Origin of the sequence: Idiomarina sp. UBA3176 (genome assembly GCF_002364295.1) — a bacterium.
In the GTDB taxonomy this organism is placed as follows: Bacteria; Pseudomonadota; Gammaproteobacteria; order Enterobacterales; family Alteromonadaceae; genus Idiomarina; species Idiomarina loihiensis.
In genome coordinates this window covers 1-19,060 of record NZ_DEXU01000019.1, presented here as the reverse complement: position 1 = coordinate 19,060, position 19,060 = coordinate 1, and the positions used below count along the sequence as shown (strand labels likewise).

Sequence of the window (19,060 nt, the reverse complement as noted above, 5' to 3'; positions counted from 1 at the left end):
TCATGCTAATGATTGTGACTTGCTGCTCGTAGTGAAGAATGACGCGCCAAATTTAGGAAGAGTCCATGCAGCCTTATCCAAAGAGTTCCTAGAGTTGGGTATAAAGTTGTCGATTAATTTTGATCTAACCATTCTTACAGAACGAGAGCACAATACTTCTCCTCTTAGGGAGCACGACCGGTTGGTGTCAATAATAGATAAATAGGTACCGAATACATAACAAACGCATTAAGTCGCTCGGATACTCACTGGGACACCAAAACTACGCCTGATTTAGTTTGGTGCTGCACCTAAGCTTAAACCAACCGCCGCGTAGTTTCAGTGTCACTTATGCGGTCATCAACGTCTGCTCCTGGCACAAAGCGGATAAATTATTCAACAAGTGGCCCTTAACTCAGGGCCAAAGTAGATAGCCAGTTTTAATTTCTAATATCTAGATTATACTTATACTCAGTGTGTCTCTCGAGCCTTAAAATTCAGATTCAGCTGAAAGCATTATCAAGGCCATAAACAATAAGTACTTGAGCATAGACGTTGCCTGGTACAGACTCCCTCTTCGCCGCAGATCGTCTTGATTTGGGTGTTTCAACCGAAGGTAGAAATCAGGCTTGCCAACTTTCTTGATTTTCACCTCTGGCTTTTTAGTTGTAATTTTCAGCCGATTGATAAAGGCGTCGATATCTGACATATGTGCTTTAGACGTTGTTACAAATATATACCAATTCCGAAGCGAGATTACCGGACTCAACAGATCTACAAACCAGTTAAGCTTATCAACACAATCAAACCGAATTCCGGGCTCATCAATGTAGACGTTGTTGGTGAAGTACTCGATAAGTTCAAGAACGTCACTGGCACCATTTTCTGCTGCCAGCTTTAAAATACCGTTTATGTACAATCGCGCAAGTTTTCGTTCTTTGGGCGTGAGTGGCTTACTTGGAAGATACGTTGATTTCGCTTTACTTTGTTTCTTAATCAGTCGACGATTGTCTCTAGCAGTTTGCTTTCTCGCCAAATGCCTGGCTTCCGTCCGATAGCACTCAACAACTTTAACGGGTACTTCATAATCACGGCTTATCTTCTCATTACTCATCCCTTTTGTGACACACATTAAGATATCATGCACCTCAGAAGGCCCAGGTTTTATTGTCATTAGGTCAGTAGCAGATTCAATGGTAATTGGCGATTGCTGTTTAACCGTTCTTATATAGCGTCTCTCTGATTCCGCGACCGCGACAAGCCATCCCTCATGAGGTGGCAGTAAATTAGGTATTTCACCTTCATTACTTGGCCTTTTTATTTTCTTTTTACCGCGGATTATATTTGCAATCATCTTGTCACTTAAACCGGATAAGTTACGAACAAAACTTTTTGTCAGCACTACATTAGAGCGGCGAAGTTTCAAGTGCGTTAGCAGATAGGAAAAGTGCATGTAGGTTTTAAACGTCTGACTTGGATTGGCGTGGCCAGCAAACGTAGCCAATGCATAGTAACGATCAACTCTGATGTTATGTCCGCCAAAAATTGAGTCCTTTAACTGCTCAACGTCAAACTCTCCCCGGCCACCGAAATCAAAATAGAGCCTATCTTCGTCCTCAACCAAAAATTGAAAACAGCTTAAAGCTGTGTGACGAAAATCATGAAAAACAAAGCTTTTCATACCACTCAAGGCTCTTAACCAGGCAACTACGGACTGCTCGACAACCCAGCTATCAATCATTACTCTGGGAGTGTCGTGATAACAAAACAGTAATTCTGAGTTTGTCCTGGAATTTCTTTTACGTCTTACCAACCAGTTTTTAAAGCTCTTAATTTCGTTTGGCTCCAACAGCAAAAAAAGCGGGACCTTGCGTGCCGATGAGCCACGTTTAACCTCTGCGTATTCATTTATTTTGATGTGAACCCAAACATCAGGATGTGTCGTCACATCCTTAAGCCGTAGAGACAGGATCTCGCTAATACGCAGTCCTGTTCGATAAGCTAATATAGTAATGCACTGCAACATGAGACTCACATTGTCATCGCAGCCCTTTGTTTCAGGAAGTTTGGCTAACACAGCTTCGTACAACTCATGTGGGATAAACCCTACCCGAATGTGCTCAACTCGATTATTTTTCATTGTAACCAAATCTCTCGGCATTCGAGGTAGATTGAAGTGTTGAACCAGGAAATTATGAAACCGTTGAAAGCATTGCCGGGTGTAATTCTGGCTAGATACCTGTTTCTTATTTCTCTCAACTTGCTCTTTATGTCGTTCTTTATTGCGCTCTTTCTCTTTTGCCTTTTCTTCTTTTGTCTTAAAACTTGTCAGATCCGGTTTAGGCGTGGGCTCTCTCTCCCCCGCCATTATCTCAACGTCTTCTTCTGTTCGAGGCTGGGTCAGCTCGATGGCTTCGTTATATAGTTCATAAAATTCATCACCTGACAATGAGGAGAGGTTTTTACGAGTACATGTAGCAACCAGCCAATTCAAAGTTATTGCACTGTGGTAACGGCTCACCGTTGATATCTTATTATTTTGAAATTCCATGTGATTTATTAACCAGGAAATCAAAAAATTAACTGCTTCAACCTGTTCGAATTCAGCTTTTAGTGCGGCCAAGGCCTTCTTAACGTTAGACTCTGACCCTCGTTTCCCTGTCTGTTTTACAATTTTTGTTATTTCCCGATTAACATTTCTTGATTTCACGTCGAGTAATTTTTTTAACTTACTACGTTGGCTATTCCCTTTCGTTTGACTGTCTCCAGTGCTGTCCCAAACAACCTGTAATCCGTCGATGGATGGCGGCTGCTCTACAGTGTTAAGGTGAGGCTGAAGTGCATAAATAAATTGTCTCTCAGATAGACAAAAGGTATCTATTTCTCCCATTGCCGTGTGGCTTAAAGCGACCGAAAGCCCTTGTGTGTGCTGGGCTGTAAAATCTACCCCATACTTTAGCATCTTAACAATGGGTATTTGTTGTTGCGATTCGTAGAACAACACCTTTGTTAACGCCGAAAGTGACGAGTTTTCCGCTAATAATTTGGGAATATCGCTGAGCTTTAACTCACTTGCTTCTGAGCGTCGACTTTGTAAGGCAGTTACTAACGACAATTGGGGGGCTGTTAAAAATACTTGGCGTGTCAGACGTGAATTACCATCAGGATCCACTTCATTAACTTTATGGCTCTGTCCTATTGTTAATGAAATCCAATACAATTTCGCTCTATCGGGAAGCTCTAATGATAAAACATTGCTTCGCTCACGAAAGTCGGTGTTTAACAAAACCTCAAGCCAAGTCGGAGCATTGAGTCCCCCATATAATCCTGATATCAACACTAATATGCAACGAAGCTCAGCATCTGTAAGATTATCTGTTTGAGGCAACTCATTTATAAGCAATTCAGATAATCTTGCTGCCCTATCGGCCAAATTAACGGACAACATCGAGCGTATAGGCTTTTCTCTTGCTATTTTTGTGGGTAACTTCCCGATATCTAACGCTCTACCAAACGCGTTATTTAATTTGTCTATGTAGGAGACAAGCTCTTCTTTAGCGGCATAATATTTTACGCCAGTATATTTTGCCTCAATATGTTCATGTGCATCCTGGATCATTTCATTCAGTGTGTTATCGTCACCATCGCATTTTTTCAATCGGGGTAACTCTCTTCCAATATAACTCCGCACATAGCTTTTTACTCGCTCGTCTCTCTCATGCCTCTTCTTTAAACGCTTTTCTCGTTCAGTTGGCGTCTCTCGCCTTTCAACAACCTCGTGCGCAACAACGGCAGGCATCCCTGATGTTTCATCCAGCAAAATTTTGGTGTCAGGCAGGGAGATAGGAGCTGTTAATCTCTCTAGAGATATCTGATTTGCGAAGGCTTCAAGGGCCGATATAAGCGGCTTAGTGTTGGATTTGACATGTGCAGAATACTTACCAAACAGCATTTGCCCCTCCATGTCGTGACCCATGAAATCATCAATAATTTCGGTTTTAACCTTCTGGCCGTTTAAAAAGTTTCGCACCATGTGACGGGCAAAATTCAAGGGCAGAGGAAGTAACTCTTTCAGATACTCCGCAACTGCGCTGTTCGTCAGGACGACATATCGCCAGTCATCGGAGGATTGCTGTTCAAAAATTTTAAAGAGACTTTCTTTCCCCTTTAACTGCGACAAAAACTGCTTTGATAACCTATTACCCCTCGCTGCAAGCTCACCCTGAGTAGCTGCAAGGTATTCAATATAATCTCGCAGTTGGCATTCAAGATGCGCTGTCATGGGGACTATTCGAGACACCCCGTCCCTCACCTCTTTGTCCTGCAAAAATATTCTTTTGTTTGAAAAGTCTAATTGTCCAATGCTCTCAATAATACCGGATACGGGACGAGCAGCAGTTTGAAGCTGAAATGAAGTGAGGACATAGACAGTATAGGCATTATGCAGTTCTCTAAAGCATTCATGCTGACCGCTCTTGTAGGCCAATTTTAAATTGTTAATATAATCTCGAAATTTGCTGAGTATTTGAATAAATCGGTTTTGCCGAATACGTAACGTTGAGCCGTAGAGACCCGTTGTGTTTTTTGCTTGGCTCGCTAAACGAGAAAAGTCTTTCGCTAAATCACGTTGATCCGCTGAATTAAAAAGCAACTCAAAAAACCTGCTATGTTGCTGCCTTAGGCTAGAAACATCAAAGTTTGTGTAGTAAAGCGGTGTCCACTCAGACGGTTGCATTCCAAAAGTTGCGGCAGCCGCCGTACGATTTTTAGCTCTTCGAGAAAGATAAAGAAATGGCCAGGCGGCCAGCTGGTTTGACGTTATGGTCGGCAACTCTAATTCAACGCATAGTGTTCTTAGTCGGTTATTTAGTTGTTTTTCGCTGATAAAGTTTGTATCTGACCCCCTATGTCTAAAAATCTCCGTTATCGATGATGGCAGCTCAATCCTCAAAATATTTTTTTGCTCATCCAGTAATCCCGATTGATGAGCCGAGATGTGGCTGGTCAACCTCCGGTTGTTGATAAATGTAATCGACCGTCCGGTCATCGGTATCGTCAAATCATTTTTAATGACCTCTTTATGCAGTAATGCAGGAAATAAGGTTTTATGTGTCTGACCCGTAATCAATATCAATAACAACCATGCATCTAATATACGAGACTTACTGCACTCTGAAATATCAAGCTGATTCAACACCAGGAGTAATTGACGGTGATTGATTGTATTTAAACTACAAGGGTGTCCTAGTTCATTTCTCAGTGACGACGCAGCAATCGCCTGTGCTTTTACATGTTGAAGGTAAACTTGTGATTTAAACTCGGATGTCTGTTTCGTGTCCGTTTCAAATAACTGATAATCTTCACGAGCTTCAGCAGCGACCTCTTCACCTTGCTCCTTGTCGATATTTCGATACCGAATTGTCGGCCTGACCCGCTCCACACTCCCACGGGTTGGCTTATCGAGCGTTGAACTTCGTGTGATTTTTGAACGACCGGTAATGTAATTGACTCGTTTACTGGGCTCTACGTGCCAGAAACTCTCAAAAAACAGTTTTAACGTATTAAAGTTTTGCCCGGCGATTGAGTTGGACAATTGCTCACTTTTGTCATCATGTTTGGTATTTACCGCTTCATATAATTGTTCCCACTGCTCACAAAAGTCTTTAAAGTCAGTTGGTATAGACAGTTCATGAAGTACCATCTGATAGCGAGGGCTTACCTGAGACAACCTCAAGCGGCGAAGCCCTGCTGAAATAGACGGCATCAATACCGGTCTATTATTGACATCAACATAACGGAAGTGACACATGAGAAAACAAATACAGGTGTATGAAGCCCAGTATTTAAGCTTCTCCCAGTCTTCCTGACTCGTGTTCAATTTTTGGTTCGTGATCTGAAGTAAAGCGCCTAAGGGGGCTGCATCGAGCTTTTTTGAAAAAAGTGGATTTAACGCCTCAACATCACTCTCTGTGACTGTTCTTTTGAAGTGTCGATGATGTCTAGAAAGAAAGCGATCAAATCGGTCATGAGCCTTTTTATGTATGGGCTTATTGAAGCTTATGGTGTGAGAAAAGCGTTCATGCAGGCTGGCTATATAACCTATTAAAATGTTTGCCGCCCTGTCTCGCTCTGAGCTACCAGGCTCACCAAGACTAAAAAAGCCTAACTTTCGTAAAACTCGTGAAACCTGAGGTTGACGAAGGATTGCGTGACTGTCTTTGGTCGAAATATGCTGACTAACAGAGTTTAAGTCTTTAAACGCCAATATTAGCTATCCTCAAAATCCATATCGGCTAACTGCGGCTTTGGTTTTGCCACGCTCGCTTTTTCTTTGCCCTTTTTTAGTTGATACCCTATCGTGCTCCGATAGCAGGGGATGAAATTAACGATACTCTCCTGGGTTACCTTCCCACCAAGGAGTGCAATGGCTATATCATCTGGACAATGTTTTTGCATCAGAAGGAACAATCGGCCATAGCTTTTTGAATCTATCAAAGGAAAACACCGCAGCAGGTCACTCCACGCTAAAAACTCCTTAGTCTTCTCTGATGCATCTGCCACAATTAGTGGCGTAAAGGACATATTCAACTTAGCGGCCAATTTCAATGAGCTCCAACCACTTATAAAAATAGCTGTTTTAACCCTTTTCACCGGGTTGGAAGCCCCGCGTGTACTCGGAACATGTGTCTTATTCGACTGAACTTGTGATTCGACGCGCTGTTCAATTAGTATCGGTTGACTTTGTATAAAATGATAAACCGCCTCCTCACTCATATGCCCCAGACATGTCGGCTCTTTGAAATCAAGGCTACCAATAATCTTATTGGCGATTTTGGCTGGCTCCGAGAATCTGAGCTCATGTGCGAAATATCGACGTGATGCTTGTTTATACATGCTACCCCCAATGTTACCACTTCACATTAATTGCTTCAGAGCTTGCTTTAACGTCACTAGCCCCTTTGCAATTAAAACCAAAAAAATGTTTATAAATCAAACGATTTATCAAATAAGTTAAAAGTAAATATACATAGCCTGGAGCCTTTCACTCACTTTCTATCTTTTGCGACATAAAGTGACGCAACCAACTCTTAAATTGGAACCCGTGACATCAATGTCATCCGTGGCATAATGATGCCACTTATGGATATTTGAAACGCTTATAATCAGGTTGTACGGGGACGTTAAAAACAATGACAACGATTAGCCAGGACAGCATTAACAAAGCACTTTGGAACGCTTGTGACACCTTTCGCGGCACAGTCAGTGCCGACACCTATAAAGATTTCATTCTGACCACCCTCTTCCTCAAATACATCTCGGATGTATGGCAGGACCATTACGACCAATACGCAGCGCAGTATGGTGATGAGCCTGAGCTCATTGAAGAGATGATGAAGAACGAGCGCTTTGTGTTACCGCGCGATGCCAGTTTTTATGCGCTTTACGACCGTCGCTACGAGCCGGGTAATGGTGAGCGCATTGACCAAGCCCTGCATGCCATTGAAGAAGCCAACGGCACCAAACTAAAAGATGCCGGCAAAAGTGTGTTCCAGGACATCAGCTTTAACACCGATAAGCTGGGCGAAGAAAAGCAGAAAAACGACATTCTGCGCCACTTGCTGGAAGACTTTGCCAAGCCAGAGCTAAACTTAAAACCCAGTCGCGTGGGTTCACTGGATGTCATCGGTAACGCCTACGAATACTTGATTAAACACTTTGCCGCCAGCGGTGGTCAAAAAGCCGGTGAGTTTTATACCCCACCTGAAATATCCGACTTAATAGCCGAACTACTCGACCCGCAACCGGGCGACAGCATTTGTGACCCAGCCTGTGGCTCCGGCTCTTTATTGATGAAGTGTGGCCGTAAGGTTATCGCAAATCATGACAGCAAAGAGTACGCCCTATTTGGTCAGGAAGCCATTGGTTCCACCTGGTCATTAGCCAAAATGAACATGTTCTTGCATGGCGAAGACAACCACAAAATTGAATGGGGCGATACCATTCGCAACCCGAAGCTGTTAGATAAAAACGGCGACCTCATGTTGTTTGATATCGTGACCGCTAACCCACCCTTCAGTTTGGACAAGTGGGGGCATGACGACGCGGAGAACGACAAATTCAGTCGTTTCCGTCGTGGCGTACCACCAAAAACCAAAGGCGACTACGCGTTCATTCTGCACATGATAGAAACGCTGAAGCCCGGCAGCGGACGCATGGGCGTTGTTGTACCACACGGCGTATTATTCCGAGGCTCCAAAGAAGGCAAAATTCGTCAGCAACTGATTGACGAAAACCTGTTAGATGCTGTTATCGGTCTGCCCGAGAAGCTTTTTTACGGCACCGGCATTCCAGCCGCTATTTTGGTATTCAAAAAGTCTAAATCAGACGAGAGCGTTTTATTCATCGACGCCTCGCGTGAATTTCAGTCAGGTAAAAACCAAAACCAGCTAAGCGACGACAACATTCAGAAAATCGTCGACACCTACCGCAGTCGCGAAACCGTCGACAAATACTCGTACCTGGCAACACTCGAAGAAATTCAGGAAAACGACTACAACCTGAACATCCCCCGCTACGTCGATACCTTTGAAGAAGAGGAAGAAATCGATATGATGGCGGTGCGAGCCGAGCGCCAGAAATTAAAAGCTGAGCTGGATGAGCTAGAAAGCCAGATGGAAAAGTATCTGGAGGAGTTGGGTTATGGTGCCTGAGGGGTGGAAGAAAAAGACGTTTGGTTGCGTGACTAGGATAGCTAATGGCCAAGTTGACCCGAACGAAGAGCCATACTTATCGATGCCACATATCGGCCCTGAAAACGTTGTACCCAATTCTGGTCAGTTAATTAAAGTGAAAAACTGTAAAGAGTTAGGTCTAATTTCGGGTAAATACGAATTTGACGAAAACGCTATAGTTTACTCAAAAATACGTCCGAACTTGAATAAGGTTTGTAAACCAAGTTTCAAAGGTGTTTGCAGCGCTGATATGTATCCGATATGGGGACTCCCGGAACAGCTCAATTCAGACTATCTTTTGCACTACATGCTTGGGCCATCCTTTTATAAGGTTGCCGTCGCAATGTCTATGCGTACAGGGATGCCAAAGATAAACCGCAATGACTTAAACGCAATTAAAATTTTATTACCCTCACTAACAGAACAAAAAAAAATAGCCCAAATCCTATCAACCTGGGATAAGGCCATCACCACCACAGAGCGACTGCTCGCCAATAGCCAGCAGCAGAAAAAAGCCCTTATGCAACAACTACTCACCGGCAAAAAACGTCTGCTGGATGAAAATGGTGTGCGGTTTAGTGGGAAATGGAAAAAGTACAAACTAAATAACATCGGTGAGACCTTCTCTGGCTTAAGCGGAAAATCAAAAAGCGACTTCGGAAAAGGTACACCATATATCCCTTACAAAAACATCTTCAAAAACTCTCGGATAGATTTGGAAGAGCTTGACTATGTTCAAGTGAATGAAGGGGAAAGACAGTCAGCCGTAAAGTTTGGCGACATCTTCTTTACAACGTCATCTGAAATTATTGATGAGGTTGGGATGTCTTCTGTTCTTCTTGATGAAGCTGAGACTCTCTACCTTAACTCTTTCTGCTTTGGCTTTCGCTTAAACGATTTTGAAGTACTAACTCCCCAATTCGCAGAGCATTTACTCCGTAGCGAAAGTTCAAGGAGAAAAATTTCAAAGCTCGGTCAGGGCGCCACGCGATATAATTTATCAAAGAAACAGTTAACTAATCTTGAGTTCGAGATTCCCCCCATCAATGAGCAAATCAAGATAGCATCAGTTCTGTCAAATGCTGACACTATCATAGGGCAAGTAAGCAAACAGATTACCCGTCTAAAATCTGAGAAAAAAGCTCTAATGCAACAACTCCTCACCGGCAAACGGCGCGTGAAAATTGACGAGGATGCAGCATGACGGATAAGCAACCAAGAACCATCCAAATCTTCCTTCCCAACGGCGACCCGTCCGGCATTCGCGTGGCTGAGGTCACCACCTCAATTGTTCGTTTAGTTGAGGTGCCTCGCAACCAAATTGGTGAGTTTCTCAAAATGCCGGAAGCGCATCAGGTGGGGCTTTATTTCCTCGTAGGCAGAGAGAACCAGGACGAAGTCTATATTGGTCAGTCCGGTGACGTCGGGCATCGTTTGGGTCAGCACTTAAAAGATGACTCGAAGGATTGGGAGCGAGCATTAGTTTTAATCTCACTCACCAATAACCTAACGCAAACTCACGTGCTGTACCTTGAGTCGTTAAGTATTGAAAAAGCACGCCAATGTGGACGCTATGAATTGGTCAATGGTAACCGAGGACAGAAACCCCATACCCCTATTCCGTTGAAAGCGGACTGCGATGAAATACATCGAGTCGGCTCTTTGCTTTTAGCCACACTGGGCTACCCTATTTTTGAAGCCTTGGTTGATGCCGAAGAAGCCGCCACAGAAGAAGTCTTTTACTGTCAGCGCGGTGGTGTTGATGCCAAAGCCTATTACACCAATGAGGGGATGGTCATTTTGAAGGGCTCGTCAGCGCCTTATGTCCCTAAACGAAAAACAACACAGCCTCGGTTAATTGCCCAGCGTGATTCGCTATTAGAAAAAGGCGTTTTAGCTAAGAATGGTGATAGCGTCGTTTTCCAAAAAGATTACCTTTTTAAAACCCCCAGTGGGGCCTCATGCCTTCTAGTGCTTGGTGCTACAAATGGCTGGAAGGAATGGAAAACCAAACATGGTCAAACTCTGGATGATTATGTAGGACGCGATGGCGTTGCTAACGTGCTAGATTAAACAAATCCTACATGCAACGACTGGGTAGGAAAGTACGAAATAGTAAATCAGTAAAATAAAAGGACTTATATGGACATCAAGGAAAGAATCTCAGAATTAATTAGTGATATTAGCGAGGGGATGTATGAGCGAGAGGAAATCATTGCACTCGCTCTGCTCGGTGCGCTATCCGACCAAAACACATTCCTCCATGGACCTCCGGGAACAGCTAAGAGCTTAATATCTCGTAGAATTGCCAGTGCGTTTGGTGAGCACTCCTATTTTGAGTACTTGATGAACCGTTTCAGCACGCCAGAAGAGGTTTTTGGCCCGGTATCAATCAAAGAGTTAAAGAACGACAAATACATACGTAAAACGAACCGGTACCTGCCAACGGCAGAATTTGCCTTTCTTGATGAAATTTGGAAGTCTAGCCCAGCAATTCTAAACGCACTGCTTACCGTCATTAATGAACGAACCTTTCACAATGGCAACACGTCAGAAAGTGTTCCTTTAAAAGCCCTCATTGCGGCATCCAATGAGACGCCTCCTGAAAACCAGGGCCTGGAAGCACTTTATGACCGATTCATAATCCGACTGCATGTGCCACCAATTAGCAAGCTAGAGCACTTCGAAAAGCTTATCAGCTCCAAACCGTCTAGGGCTGAAGTAAATGTTGATGACAGTATTAAAGTGACTACCGCTGAATGGGAAGGTTGGCGAGAAGAAATTCATAACGTGAAGCTGTCACGAGAAACCTTAACAACCGTCCATTTAATTCGAGAAAAGCTAGCTAGTAAATTTGATGAACTTGGCGTTTACGTTTCCGACAGACGCTGGCAAAAAGCAGCTCTTTTGCTGAAAGCATCGGCCTTCTTTAACGGTAGAACCATGACAAACCCAAGTGACAACTTACTTCTATCACACTGTTTGTGGACAGAGCAGAAACACCGCTTGGATGTTATGAGTATCGTTCATAAGTCAATAAAGAACACCGGTTTAACTCATGAAAAAAATATTACAACGTTAATTCAAAATAAAGAACGCGTCGAGAAAGAGATCCAGCAAAAGCTGTTCTATCAAGAGAATGTGTTTAAAGAGTTAATCGTAAACAATGAACCCCATCTAGTCTTGCAAGTTCCTGATCCTGAGCATTATAACCATGGAAAAAAAGAGCCTCATTCACGTACCGTTCTTATTCCCAGTAAAATGTATAAGACCAACTCAGTTCTCGAACCAACTGACCGTTACGGTAATGTTCTTCGTCCTTTTCGTTGCAACTCGACTGGTGAGGGAAGCTTTGAGTTTTTCTCTCAAAATAGTAACTTTGAGACTTACATAGCCACGCCCGATGTACAAATTAAAAAAGGCAGTAGACGTGACGATGTAAGTGACCGACAAGTTGAGCACTGGCGTTCATTAATTTCTGATATGAAAGATCAGCTTGAAAGTTGTATAAACGATATAAAACGTCGTGAAGAAAGTTTACAAAGCGAGTTGAACTCTATTTTTATAATGTCCGAGAACGTTGAGTTTATCCATTTAGCAGTAGCAGACCAGCTAAAGCATTTGAAGCTGCAACGCGAAGATTGTAATAAAATTGAAGCGTTATGCAGTTAGATCCGATCATACTCTCTGTAAAGCAGGTAGCTGAAGCGGCGACTTCTCAAATAAATCCAAACTTGCCGAGCAGTACATTTTTATTGAAGCAGGTTGAAGAGCGCGGACTTATCTGGCGAACCCATGTTAATCATGAGCTAGAAACCACTGACCCATTTAAGCAAGAGGAATTTCTTGCAAAAAAATGGGCCGAAGACATTAAAAATGGTGATGTCAATCCAGTTAAGCTCTCAGAAGCGATAAAGCTTTTCATGAGCACAGCGACTACTTTAGGTAATTCAATAAGCCAGTCATACTGGGAACAGCAAGCTACGCGATTTGCATCTGCTAATGATAACGAGACAGATGAACTGTTTACGGTCTCCAAGCTTTTAAATCTTGAATGGCAAAAGCTGATTGACGAGGCACGGCTGCAATGGCAATTCGAACAACTGGCTATGAAAAGGGCCAAATTCACTCAAGACTTGTTTGAGCTCATTAATAACGTCGAGATAGTCACTCAACGCATACAAACACTTGGTTTGGATCCTAATATTTACTTCAGTCTTGGAACCGGCGAGCTTGCTCCAAAAGATATAGAGCTTATCAAACGTTGGGCCTCCTATCTGGAAAACGATGAGGGAGTAAAAAGGCTCTGCGAACTACTTGGAAGAATACGCCATGCTGAGGCTCGTGAGCGTTTAGAATCTGTGAAAGTAAATCACAATGTTGAAATCCCCACTCCCAATTCAAACTCAAAAGAAGAGATAATTGGTATCAAACTCGGCAACGACATCGAGAATACCATACCGAGTGAGCTCGCTTTGCTTTCAGACCCGGACACATCCTTACTTTTTGATCTTAAACTTATTGAATCAAGGCTCATGTGTTTTGATACGCAAGGGGTCGACTTTATTTCCGAAGAACACGAAATTATCGAAGAACAGTTCGCCAACGAAGAAAAAGAAAATGGCCCTTTTATCATCTGTGTCGATACAAGTGGCTCTATGGCAGGTGAACCTGAGGCTGTTGCAAAAGCAGTCACATTATTTATTGCTAGTACTGCCGAAAAACAAAGGCGAAGCTGTTATCTCATCAATTTCTCCAACGAGATCCATTACTTTGATGTCGGCAAAGGCGTTGGTTTGGAATCGTTGATTGAATTTCTAAAAATGTCTTTTAATGGGGGAACAGATGTAACACCAGCCCTATCACACGCAATCAAAGTGATGTCGGAAGAAGCGTATACAGACGCAGATTTATTAATTATATCTGATTTTATTATGGGGAATATACCGAAGCGTTTGGTGTCAAAAATCGAGAGACTGCAACAAAACGGAAACCAGCTTTATTCTCTAGCCATCGCGTCTATAGAGAAGACTGAACAACTAGAAACGCTTTTTGATGACGAGTGGGTATTTGATCCCTACACTAGTTCAGTAAAAGAGTTAGTTAAGTTTAAACGAGAGCTTAACAGTAAGACACGGAGTCAGGCTAATGGCTAACGCACCAAAATTTCAGGAAGAATACGCCGCTAAAATACCGGCCATGACGCTATTAGCCGGTTTGGGGTGGTCTTTTTTGTCGCCACAGGAAGCGTTGACGAAGCGAGGTGGTAAACAGGACCAGGTGGTTTTGCGAGAAGTATTACGCAATGTACTGAGTAAGCGCACCTTTCATTATGCCGGTAAAACCTATCCGCTGTCCGAAAACTCCATTGATAACATCATCTCGCATCTATGTAGCCCGGCTCTTAATGAGGGACTTCGCCACGCCAATGAGGCGATTTACAACCATTTAATGTACGGTATTCCGGTGACGGAGTTTGTGGATGGCAAAAAGGTCACGCCAACCGTATCCATCATTGACTGGCAGAATCCAGACAACAACCAGTTTCACTTCACCGAAGAATATACCGTAACGCGTGCCGGTGGCTTTGACAGTCGCCGCCCTGATCTGGTTTGTTTTGTGAATGGTCTGCCGCTGGTGGTCATTGAAGCGAAACGCCCTGACGGCAATAGCCAGAAAGGGCCAACAATCAACGAAGGTATCTCACAAAGCCTGCGTAATCAACGCCCTGACGAAGTCCCTCACCTGTTCGCCTATTCGCAACTGTTGTTATCGGTGAATGGCATTGATGGACGTTATGGCACCGTAGAGACACCCGAAAAGTTCTGGGCAGCTTGGAAAGAAGAAGATATCAGCGACGCTGAAATGCTGGCACTCAAGAATAAGGCGCTGGACGACGCTACCCTGCAACATCTATTCGACCACCGTGATAAGCGCGACCTCAGTTGGTATCAAAACCTGATTGCCGGTGGAGAGCTGATGGTAACAGGCCAGGATAAGTTGCTGATAAGTCTGCTGTCTAAAGAGCGTCTGTTCGACATGATCCGCTACTTCACTATTTTCGATAAAAAAATCGGCAAGATTGTCGGCCGTTACCAGCAAGTGTTTGGCATCAAACGTTTGCTTGAACGTATTCAAAAACGCAACAGTAAAGGTGGTCGCGAAGGCGGCGTTATTTGGCATACCACAGGCTCAGGCAAGTCCTTCACCATGGTGTTTTTATCCAAGGCACTGATTTTGCAAGAAGAACTGAAGCAATGCCGGGTGATTGTCGTCACTGACCGCGTCGATCTGGAAAACCAGCTCTCGAAAACCTTTGCTTCCGGTGGCGAATTGTCCAGCAAGAAAGACAAAGAAGCGGCAATGGCTACCTCGGGTAAACGCCTCGCTCAGCAAATCGGTAAAGGCAATGAGCGTATTATTTTTACGCTCATTCAGAAGTTTAACTCGGCCACCAAACTGCCCGAGTGCCATAACGACAGCCCCAACATTATTGTGCTGATTGACGAAGGCCACCGCAGCCAGGGCGGCGAAAACAATATTCGCATGAACCAGGCACTGCCGAACGCATCCTTTGTTGCCTTTACCGGTACACCGCTATTAAAGGACGATAAAACCACCAACAAATTCGGGCCCATTGTGCACGCCTACACCATGCAGCGTGCGGTCGAAGATAAAACCGTGACTCCCCTGCTCTACGAAGAGCGTATACCCGACCTGGATGTGAACGAACGGGCTATCGACGCCTGGTTTGAGCGTATGACGGACGGCTTAAGCGATGAGCAAAAAGGCGACTTAAAGAAAAATTTCAGCCGCCGGGGTCAGGTGTATGGCACTGACGAGCGTATTCAGCTTATTGCTTACGATATTGCTCATCATTTCGACAAAAATATCGATGAAGGCTTAAAAGGTCAGTTGTGCTGTGACAGCAAAGCCTCAGCTATAAAGTACAAAAAATATCTGGACGAAGTCGGCTTATTTGAATCAGCCGTGGTCATGAGCTCACCCGATACTCGCGAAGGCAATACCTCGGTTGACGAAAAGACCATGCCGGAAGTCAGTAAGTGGTGGAAAGAGCACGTCGGCTCGTCAGATGAGCAGAATTACACCAAAGAGCTGGTTGAGCGATTTGATAAAGATCCTAAGCTGAAGCTGTTGATTGTGGTTGATAAGCTGCTAACTGGCTTTGATGAGCCGAAAAACGCCGTGCTTTATATCGACAAACCGCTAAAAGGTCACAACCTCATTCAAGCGATTGCTCGCGTGAACCGCCTGCACCCCGACAAGAAGTTTGGGCTACTGATTGATTATCGCGGCATTCTGTCCGAGCTCGATACCACCATACAAGAATATCAGGACTTAGCTTCACGTACACAGGGCGGTTACGACATCGATGATATTGATGGTCTTTACCAGCAAATGAGTACCGAGTACAAACGCCTGCCCCAGCTTTATAAAGTGCTATGGGCGGTATTTGACGGCGTTAATAATAAATCAGACACCGAAGCCCTGCGTCACGCCCTTTTGCCTCGCATGGAAGAAATAAACGGCGAAATGGTCGATAAAAACCAAAAACGCCGCGAAGACTTTTACGAAGCACTGACCGCGTTTGCCACTTGCCTTAAAGTTGCGCTGCAGTCGGCTACCTTCTTTGAAGATAAGAGCTTTACCGAAAAGGACCGTCGACAATACAAAGAGACAGTGAAACAACTGTCCAGTCTTCGTCAAACCGTGCAGCAGGATTCTGGCGAGCGTATCAGCTACGACGAGTACGCTCACGAGGTGAAAAAACTGCTGAATAAACACGTCGTTGGTGTCGAAGTGCGTGACTCTGAAGGCGTATACGAAGTCGATAAAATGGGCCAGAAACAAACACCGGAAGACTGGAGCGACGATAAAACCCGTAACGAAACCGATATCATTAAAACTCGTGTCACTAAAATGATAGAACAAGAGCTCGGGGACGATCCTTACGCACAGGAAGCCTTTTCTAAGCTACTGCGTGAAGCCATTGAAGAAGCGGAAAAGCTATTTGAGCATCCGCTGAAACAGTACATGCTGTTCCGTGAATTTGAGGAGCAGGTACAAGAGCGTCGCCTGGATGATATCCCTGAACGGTTGACCAGCAACCATCATGCACAAGCCTATTACGGCGTGTTCAAAAAGCACCTACCCGAGGCGTTTACAGTCATGGATGAACAGGCGCAGGATAAATGGGTGGAGATTGCGTTTGATGTCGATAGCATCGTTAGCCAGTCTGTTGCGGAAAACTCGATTAACCCGAATAACATTGAAGCTGATATTCGTAAAAAACTACTGCCGAAAATTTTTGCGGAATGCAAAGCCGTCGGCGGCGGCATCGAACAGGCTAAGAAAATAGTCGAAGCCATTGTGCAGGTAGTTCGTGTCGGACAGTTGGGTCATTAAGCCATGAACGTTGCGATACGCTTTGCTGATCAGGTTACTGAGGATCATCAGCCATACAGGGAAAAGCTTAGCTTTTATTACTCTGATGAGCTGATTGAGTTTGATCGCGTTGCCGCTAAAAGCCCTGACCGTAAAATCAAAATCAAAGTGTTGCCGGATTGCTCGGTAAAAGTCGCCGCACCTGAAGACAGCTGTGATGATGAGGTATTGCGTGCTGCCAAAAAACGGGCACGCTGGATTTACCAACAATTGCGAGAGTTCCGTAAGCAACTAACGCACATTATCCCGCGACGGTATGTCAGTGGTGAAAGCCATTATTACCTGGGCAAGCAATACGTACTCAAAGTACTGATAAAACCCGACCAGGCAGCCGGTGTTAAGTTGCTTCGCGGCCAACTAGAAGTCAACGTGCGTGAGTATACTACTGAGCTTGTAAAGACAGCATTAGAAGGCTGGTATAAGGTCAGAGCAAAAGACGTTTTCCACAAGCGTTTAGACGCCGTTTTAGAACAAGCATTGTGGGTTGATAAGCGCCCTCCCCTGAGAACGCTAACTATGCAGACCCAATGGGGCAGCTGTTCGCCTAACGGACGTATTACCCTAAACCCTCTGCTGGTTAAAGCACCCCGAGAGTGCATTGACTACGTCATACTGCACGAGCTTTGCCATATCGCTGAGCACAACCACAGCGAACGGTTTTATCGGCTTATGGGACAGGTTATGCCGAATTGGGAGGTCATAAAAAATCGTCTGGATCAGATGGCTGGGCGGATTTTTAATGGATAGGCTGAATAAATTTAAATAAGGTGTCGATTAATGGCGAAAATCGGTCGCAATGAACCCTGCCCGTGTGGTAGCGGCAAAAAATATAAGCGTTGTTGTATGAATGCTGTTGGTAAGCAGCATGCTGAATTTGTTGATAGCATCGAGCAGATGTTAGCAATGAATCCTGATCTTTCAGTCGACGAGCTGAATGTTATCGCCGAGCACCAATCCAATAAAATTAATAACACGCCTGTAAAAGACTTCTGCGGCCTGACTCCTGGGCAAATCAATAATTGGCTCTATGCGCCTTTTTCGGAGTTAGAAGGCATCACGGTAAACACGCCCTCTGATTTAAGTACCAGTCCGGTCATGCGTTATTTAGAACTGATGCTGGAGACCGCATTAGCTAACGGTGGACAGATTAAGGCGACCGCCAAGGGTAACCTCCCAGCGGCGCTAGTGAAAGAAGCCAGCGCATTGTTACCCGAGTTTGCTTTTGCTCCATTCGAGCGGGCCATCAGCATTAGTGAATTCGCAGGTGCCAATGAAGACAAGTTTAACGCACTGCATTACTGCCGTGTTCTTGCAGAAATAGCCGGGATTTTTAAGCTAAAAAGTAATAAGTTCCACGTCTCTGCCTGGGCTAAACGCCAATACCAGCAAGCCGGCCTGGAATCGTTTTTCCCTCTCATGTTAAAAACCGCCATTTACAAATATAACTGGGGCTACATGGACGGATGGGAAGACGAAATTCCGCTGCAGCAGTTTTGGCTATTCATGGTTTGGCGACTTCAGCATCATGAGTCACTCGTTCGGCTTGTTGACGAAACAATCCAGGCATTCCCTGATTTGCTCAATGAACTCTACGAGGAAGAGTACATGACGGACAGAGACAAGTTCGCCGTTTTGATTGAATCACGCTTTATTCATCGCTTTTTGCAATTCTTTGGATTTGTCATGGTTGACCCTAGGCGGTTTGTTGACGGCAAACCGGTTGCTCCCCGAGTCACCTGCCTGCGTTTATTTCATGAAACGTTTGAGTTTGCAGTTGGCTAACTACAGTTACCGATTAAACTTTCGTTGAGCAAAACTAGCCAAGCTCTCTCGTATGCGTTGAATTACCTCTGCACCTGCCCTAATGCCGATCAGTTAAGAAA

At 44.4% G+C, this 19,060-nt stretch carries 10 protein-coding genes; 8 read left to right on the top strand and 2 right to left on the bottom strand.

What is annotated here, in order from left to right:
- Nucleotides 1–469: 469 nt before the first annotated feature.
- The gene (locus B2U97_RS07705; RefSeq protein WP_286830405.1) at nt 470–6,244 is read right to left on the bottom strand and encodes a tyrosine-type recombinase/integrase; all 5,775 of its coding nucleotides are present in this window, start codon (nt 6,242–6,244) and stop codon (nt 470–472) included.
- A 2-nt stretch (nt 6,245–6,246) separates the two neighbouring features.
- Nucleotides 6,247–6,873, bottom strand: coding sequence for a hypothetical protein (locus tag B2U97_RS07700; RefSeq protein WP_286823988.1), 627 nt, complete (start codon nt 6,871–6,873; stop codon nt 6,247–6,249).
- 296 nt (nt 6,874–7,169) lie between these two features.
- Here B2U97_RS07700 and B2U97_RS07695 point away from each other — a divergent pair, with 296 nt between their 5' ends.
- The 8 genes from B2U97_RS07695 to B2U97_RS07660 all read left to right on the top strand — a co-directional run bounded on the left by B2U97_RS07695 (nt 7,170) and on the right by B2U97_RS07660 (nt 18,959).
- Complete coding sequence (locus B2U97_RS07695; protein WP_286830403.1) at nt 7,170–8,690, top strand: type I restriction-modification system subunit M; 1,521 nt, start codon at nt 7,170–7,172, stop codon at nt 8,688–8,690.
- A complete protein-coding gene (locus B2U97_RS07690; protein ID WP_286823990.1) occupies nt 8,680–9,915 on the top strand; it encodes a restriction endonuclease subunit S in 1,236 nt (411 codons plus the stop codon). Before B2U97_RS07695 ends, B2U97_RS07690 begins: the two co-directional genes overlap by 11 nt.
- Nucleotides 9,912–10,784 carry a GIY-YIG nuclease family protein gene (locus B2U97_RS07685; protein WP_286823991.1) on the top strand — a complete coding sequence of 291 codons (873 nt, stop codon included), beginning with the start codon at nt 9,912–9,914 and terminating at the stop codon, nt 10,782–10,784. Before B2U97_RS07690 ends, B2U97_RS07685 begins: the two co-directional genes overlap by 4 nt.
- 69 nt (nt 10,785–10,853) lie before the next feature.
- On the top strand, nt 10,854–12,383 hold the full coding sequence (locus tag B2U97_RS07680; protein WP_286823992.1) for an AAA family ATPase: 1,530 nt from the start codon (nt 10,854–10,856) through the stop codon (nt 12,381–12,383).
- Entirely contained in the window at nt 12,374–13,867 is a 1,494-nt protein-coding gene (locus B2U97_RS07675; RefSeq protein WP_272977837.1) for a VWA domain-containing protein, read from the top strand. The genes B2U97_RS07680 and B2U97_RS07675 overlap by 10 nt, the downstream gene beginning before the upstream one ends.
- Complete coding sequence (locus B2U97_RS07670; RefSeq protein WP_286830401.1) at nt 13,860–17,138, top strand: type I restriction endonuclease subunit R; 3,279 nt, start codon at nt 13,860–13,862, stop codon at nt 17,136–17,138. Before B2U97_RS07675 ends, B2U97_RS07670 begins: the two co-directional genes overlap by 8 nt.
- Before the next feature lie 3 nt (nt 17,139–17,141).
- Nucleotides 17,142–17,924 (top strand): M48 family metallopeptidase, encoded by a 783-nt coding sequence (locus tag B2U97_RS07665; RefSeq protein ID WP_286830399.1) that lies wholly within the window; start codon nt 17,142–17,144, stop codon nt 17,922–17,924.
- 30 nt (nt 17,925–17,954) lie between these two features.
- Entirely contained in the window at nt 17,955–18,959 is a 1,005-nt protein-coding gene (locus B2U97_RS07660) for a YecA family protein (RefSeq protein ID WP_286823997.1), read from the top strand.
- Nucleotides 18,960–19,060 lie beyond the last annotated feature (101 nt).

Coding starts and splice junctions, on each gene's coding strand:
- B2U97_RS07700 (WP_286823988.1), bottom strand. CDS start 6,873: ATGTATAAACAAGCATCACGTCGATATTTCGCACATGAGCTCAGATTC.
- B2U97_RS07695 (WP_286830403.1), top strand. CDS start 7,170: ATGACAACGATTAGCCAGGACAGCATTAACAAAGCACTTTGGAACGCT.
- B2U97_RS07690 (WP_286823990.1), top strand. CDS start 8,680: ATGGTGCCTGAGGGGTGGAAGAAAAAGACGTTTGGTTGCGTGACTAGG.
- B2U97_RS07685 (WP_286823991.1), top strand. CDS start 9,912: ATGACGGATAAGCAACCAAGAACCATCCAAATCTTCCTTCCCAACGGC.
- B2U97_RS07680 (WP_286823992.1), top strand. CDS start 10,854: ATGGACATCAAGGAAAGAATCTCAGAATTAATTAGTGATATTAGCGAG.
- B2U97_RS07675 (WP_272977837.1), top strand. CDS start 12,374: ATGCAGTTAGATCCGATCATACTCTCTGTAAAGCAGGTAGCTGAAGCG.
- B2U97_RS07670 (WP_286830401.1), top strand. CDS start 13,860: ATGGCTAACGCACCAAAATTTCAGGAAGAATACGCCGCTAAAATACCG.
- B2U97_RS07665 (WP_286830399.1), top strand. CDS start 17,142: ATGAACGTTGCGATACGCTTTGCTGATCAGGTTACTGAGGATCATCAG.
- B2U97_RS07660 (WP_286823997.1), top strand. CDS start 17,955: ATGGCGAAAATCGGTCGCAATGAACCCTGCCCGTGTGGTAGCGGCAAA.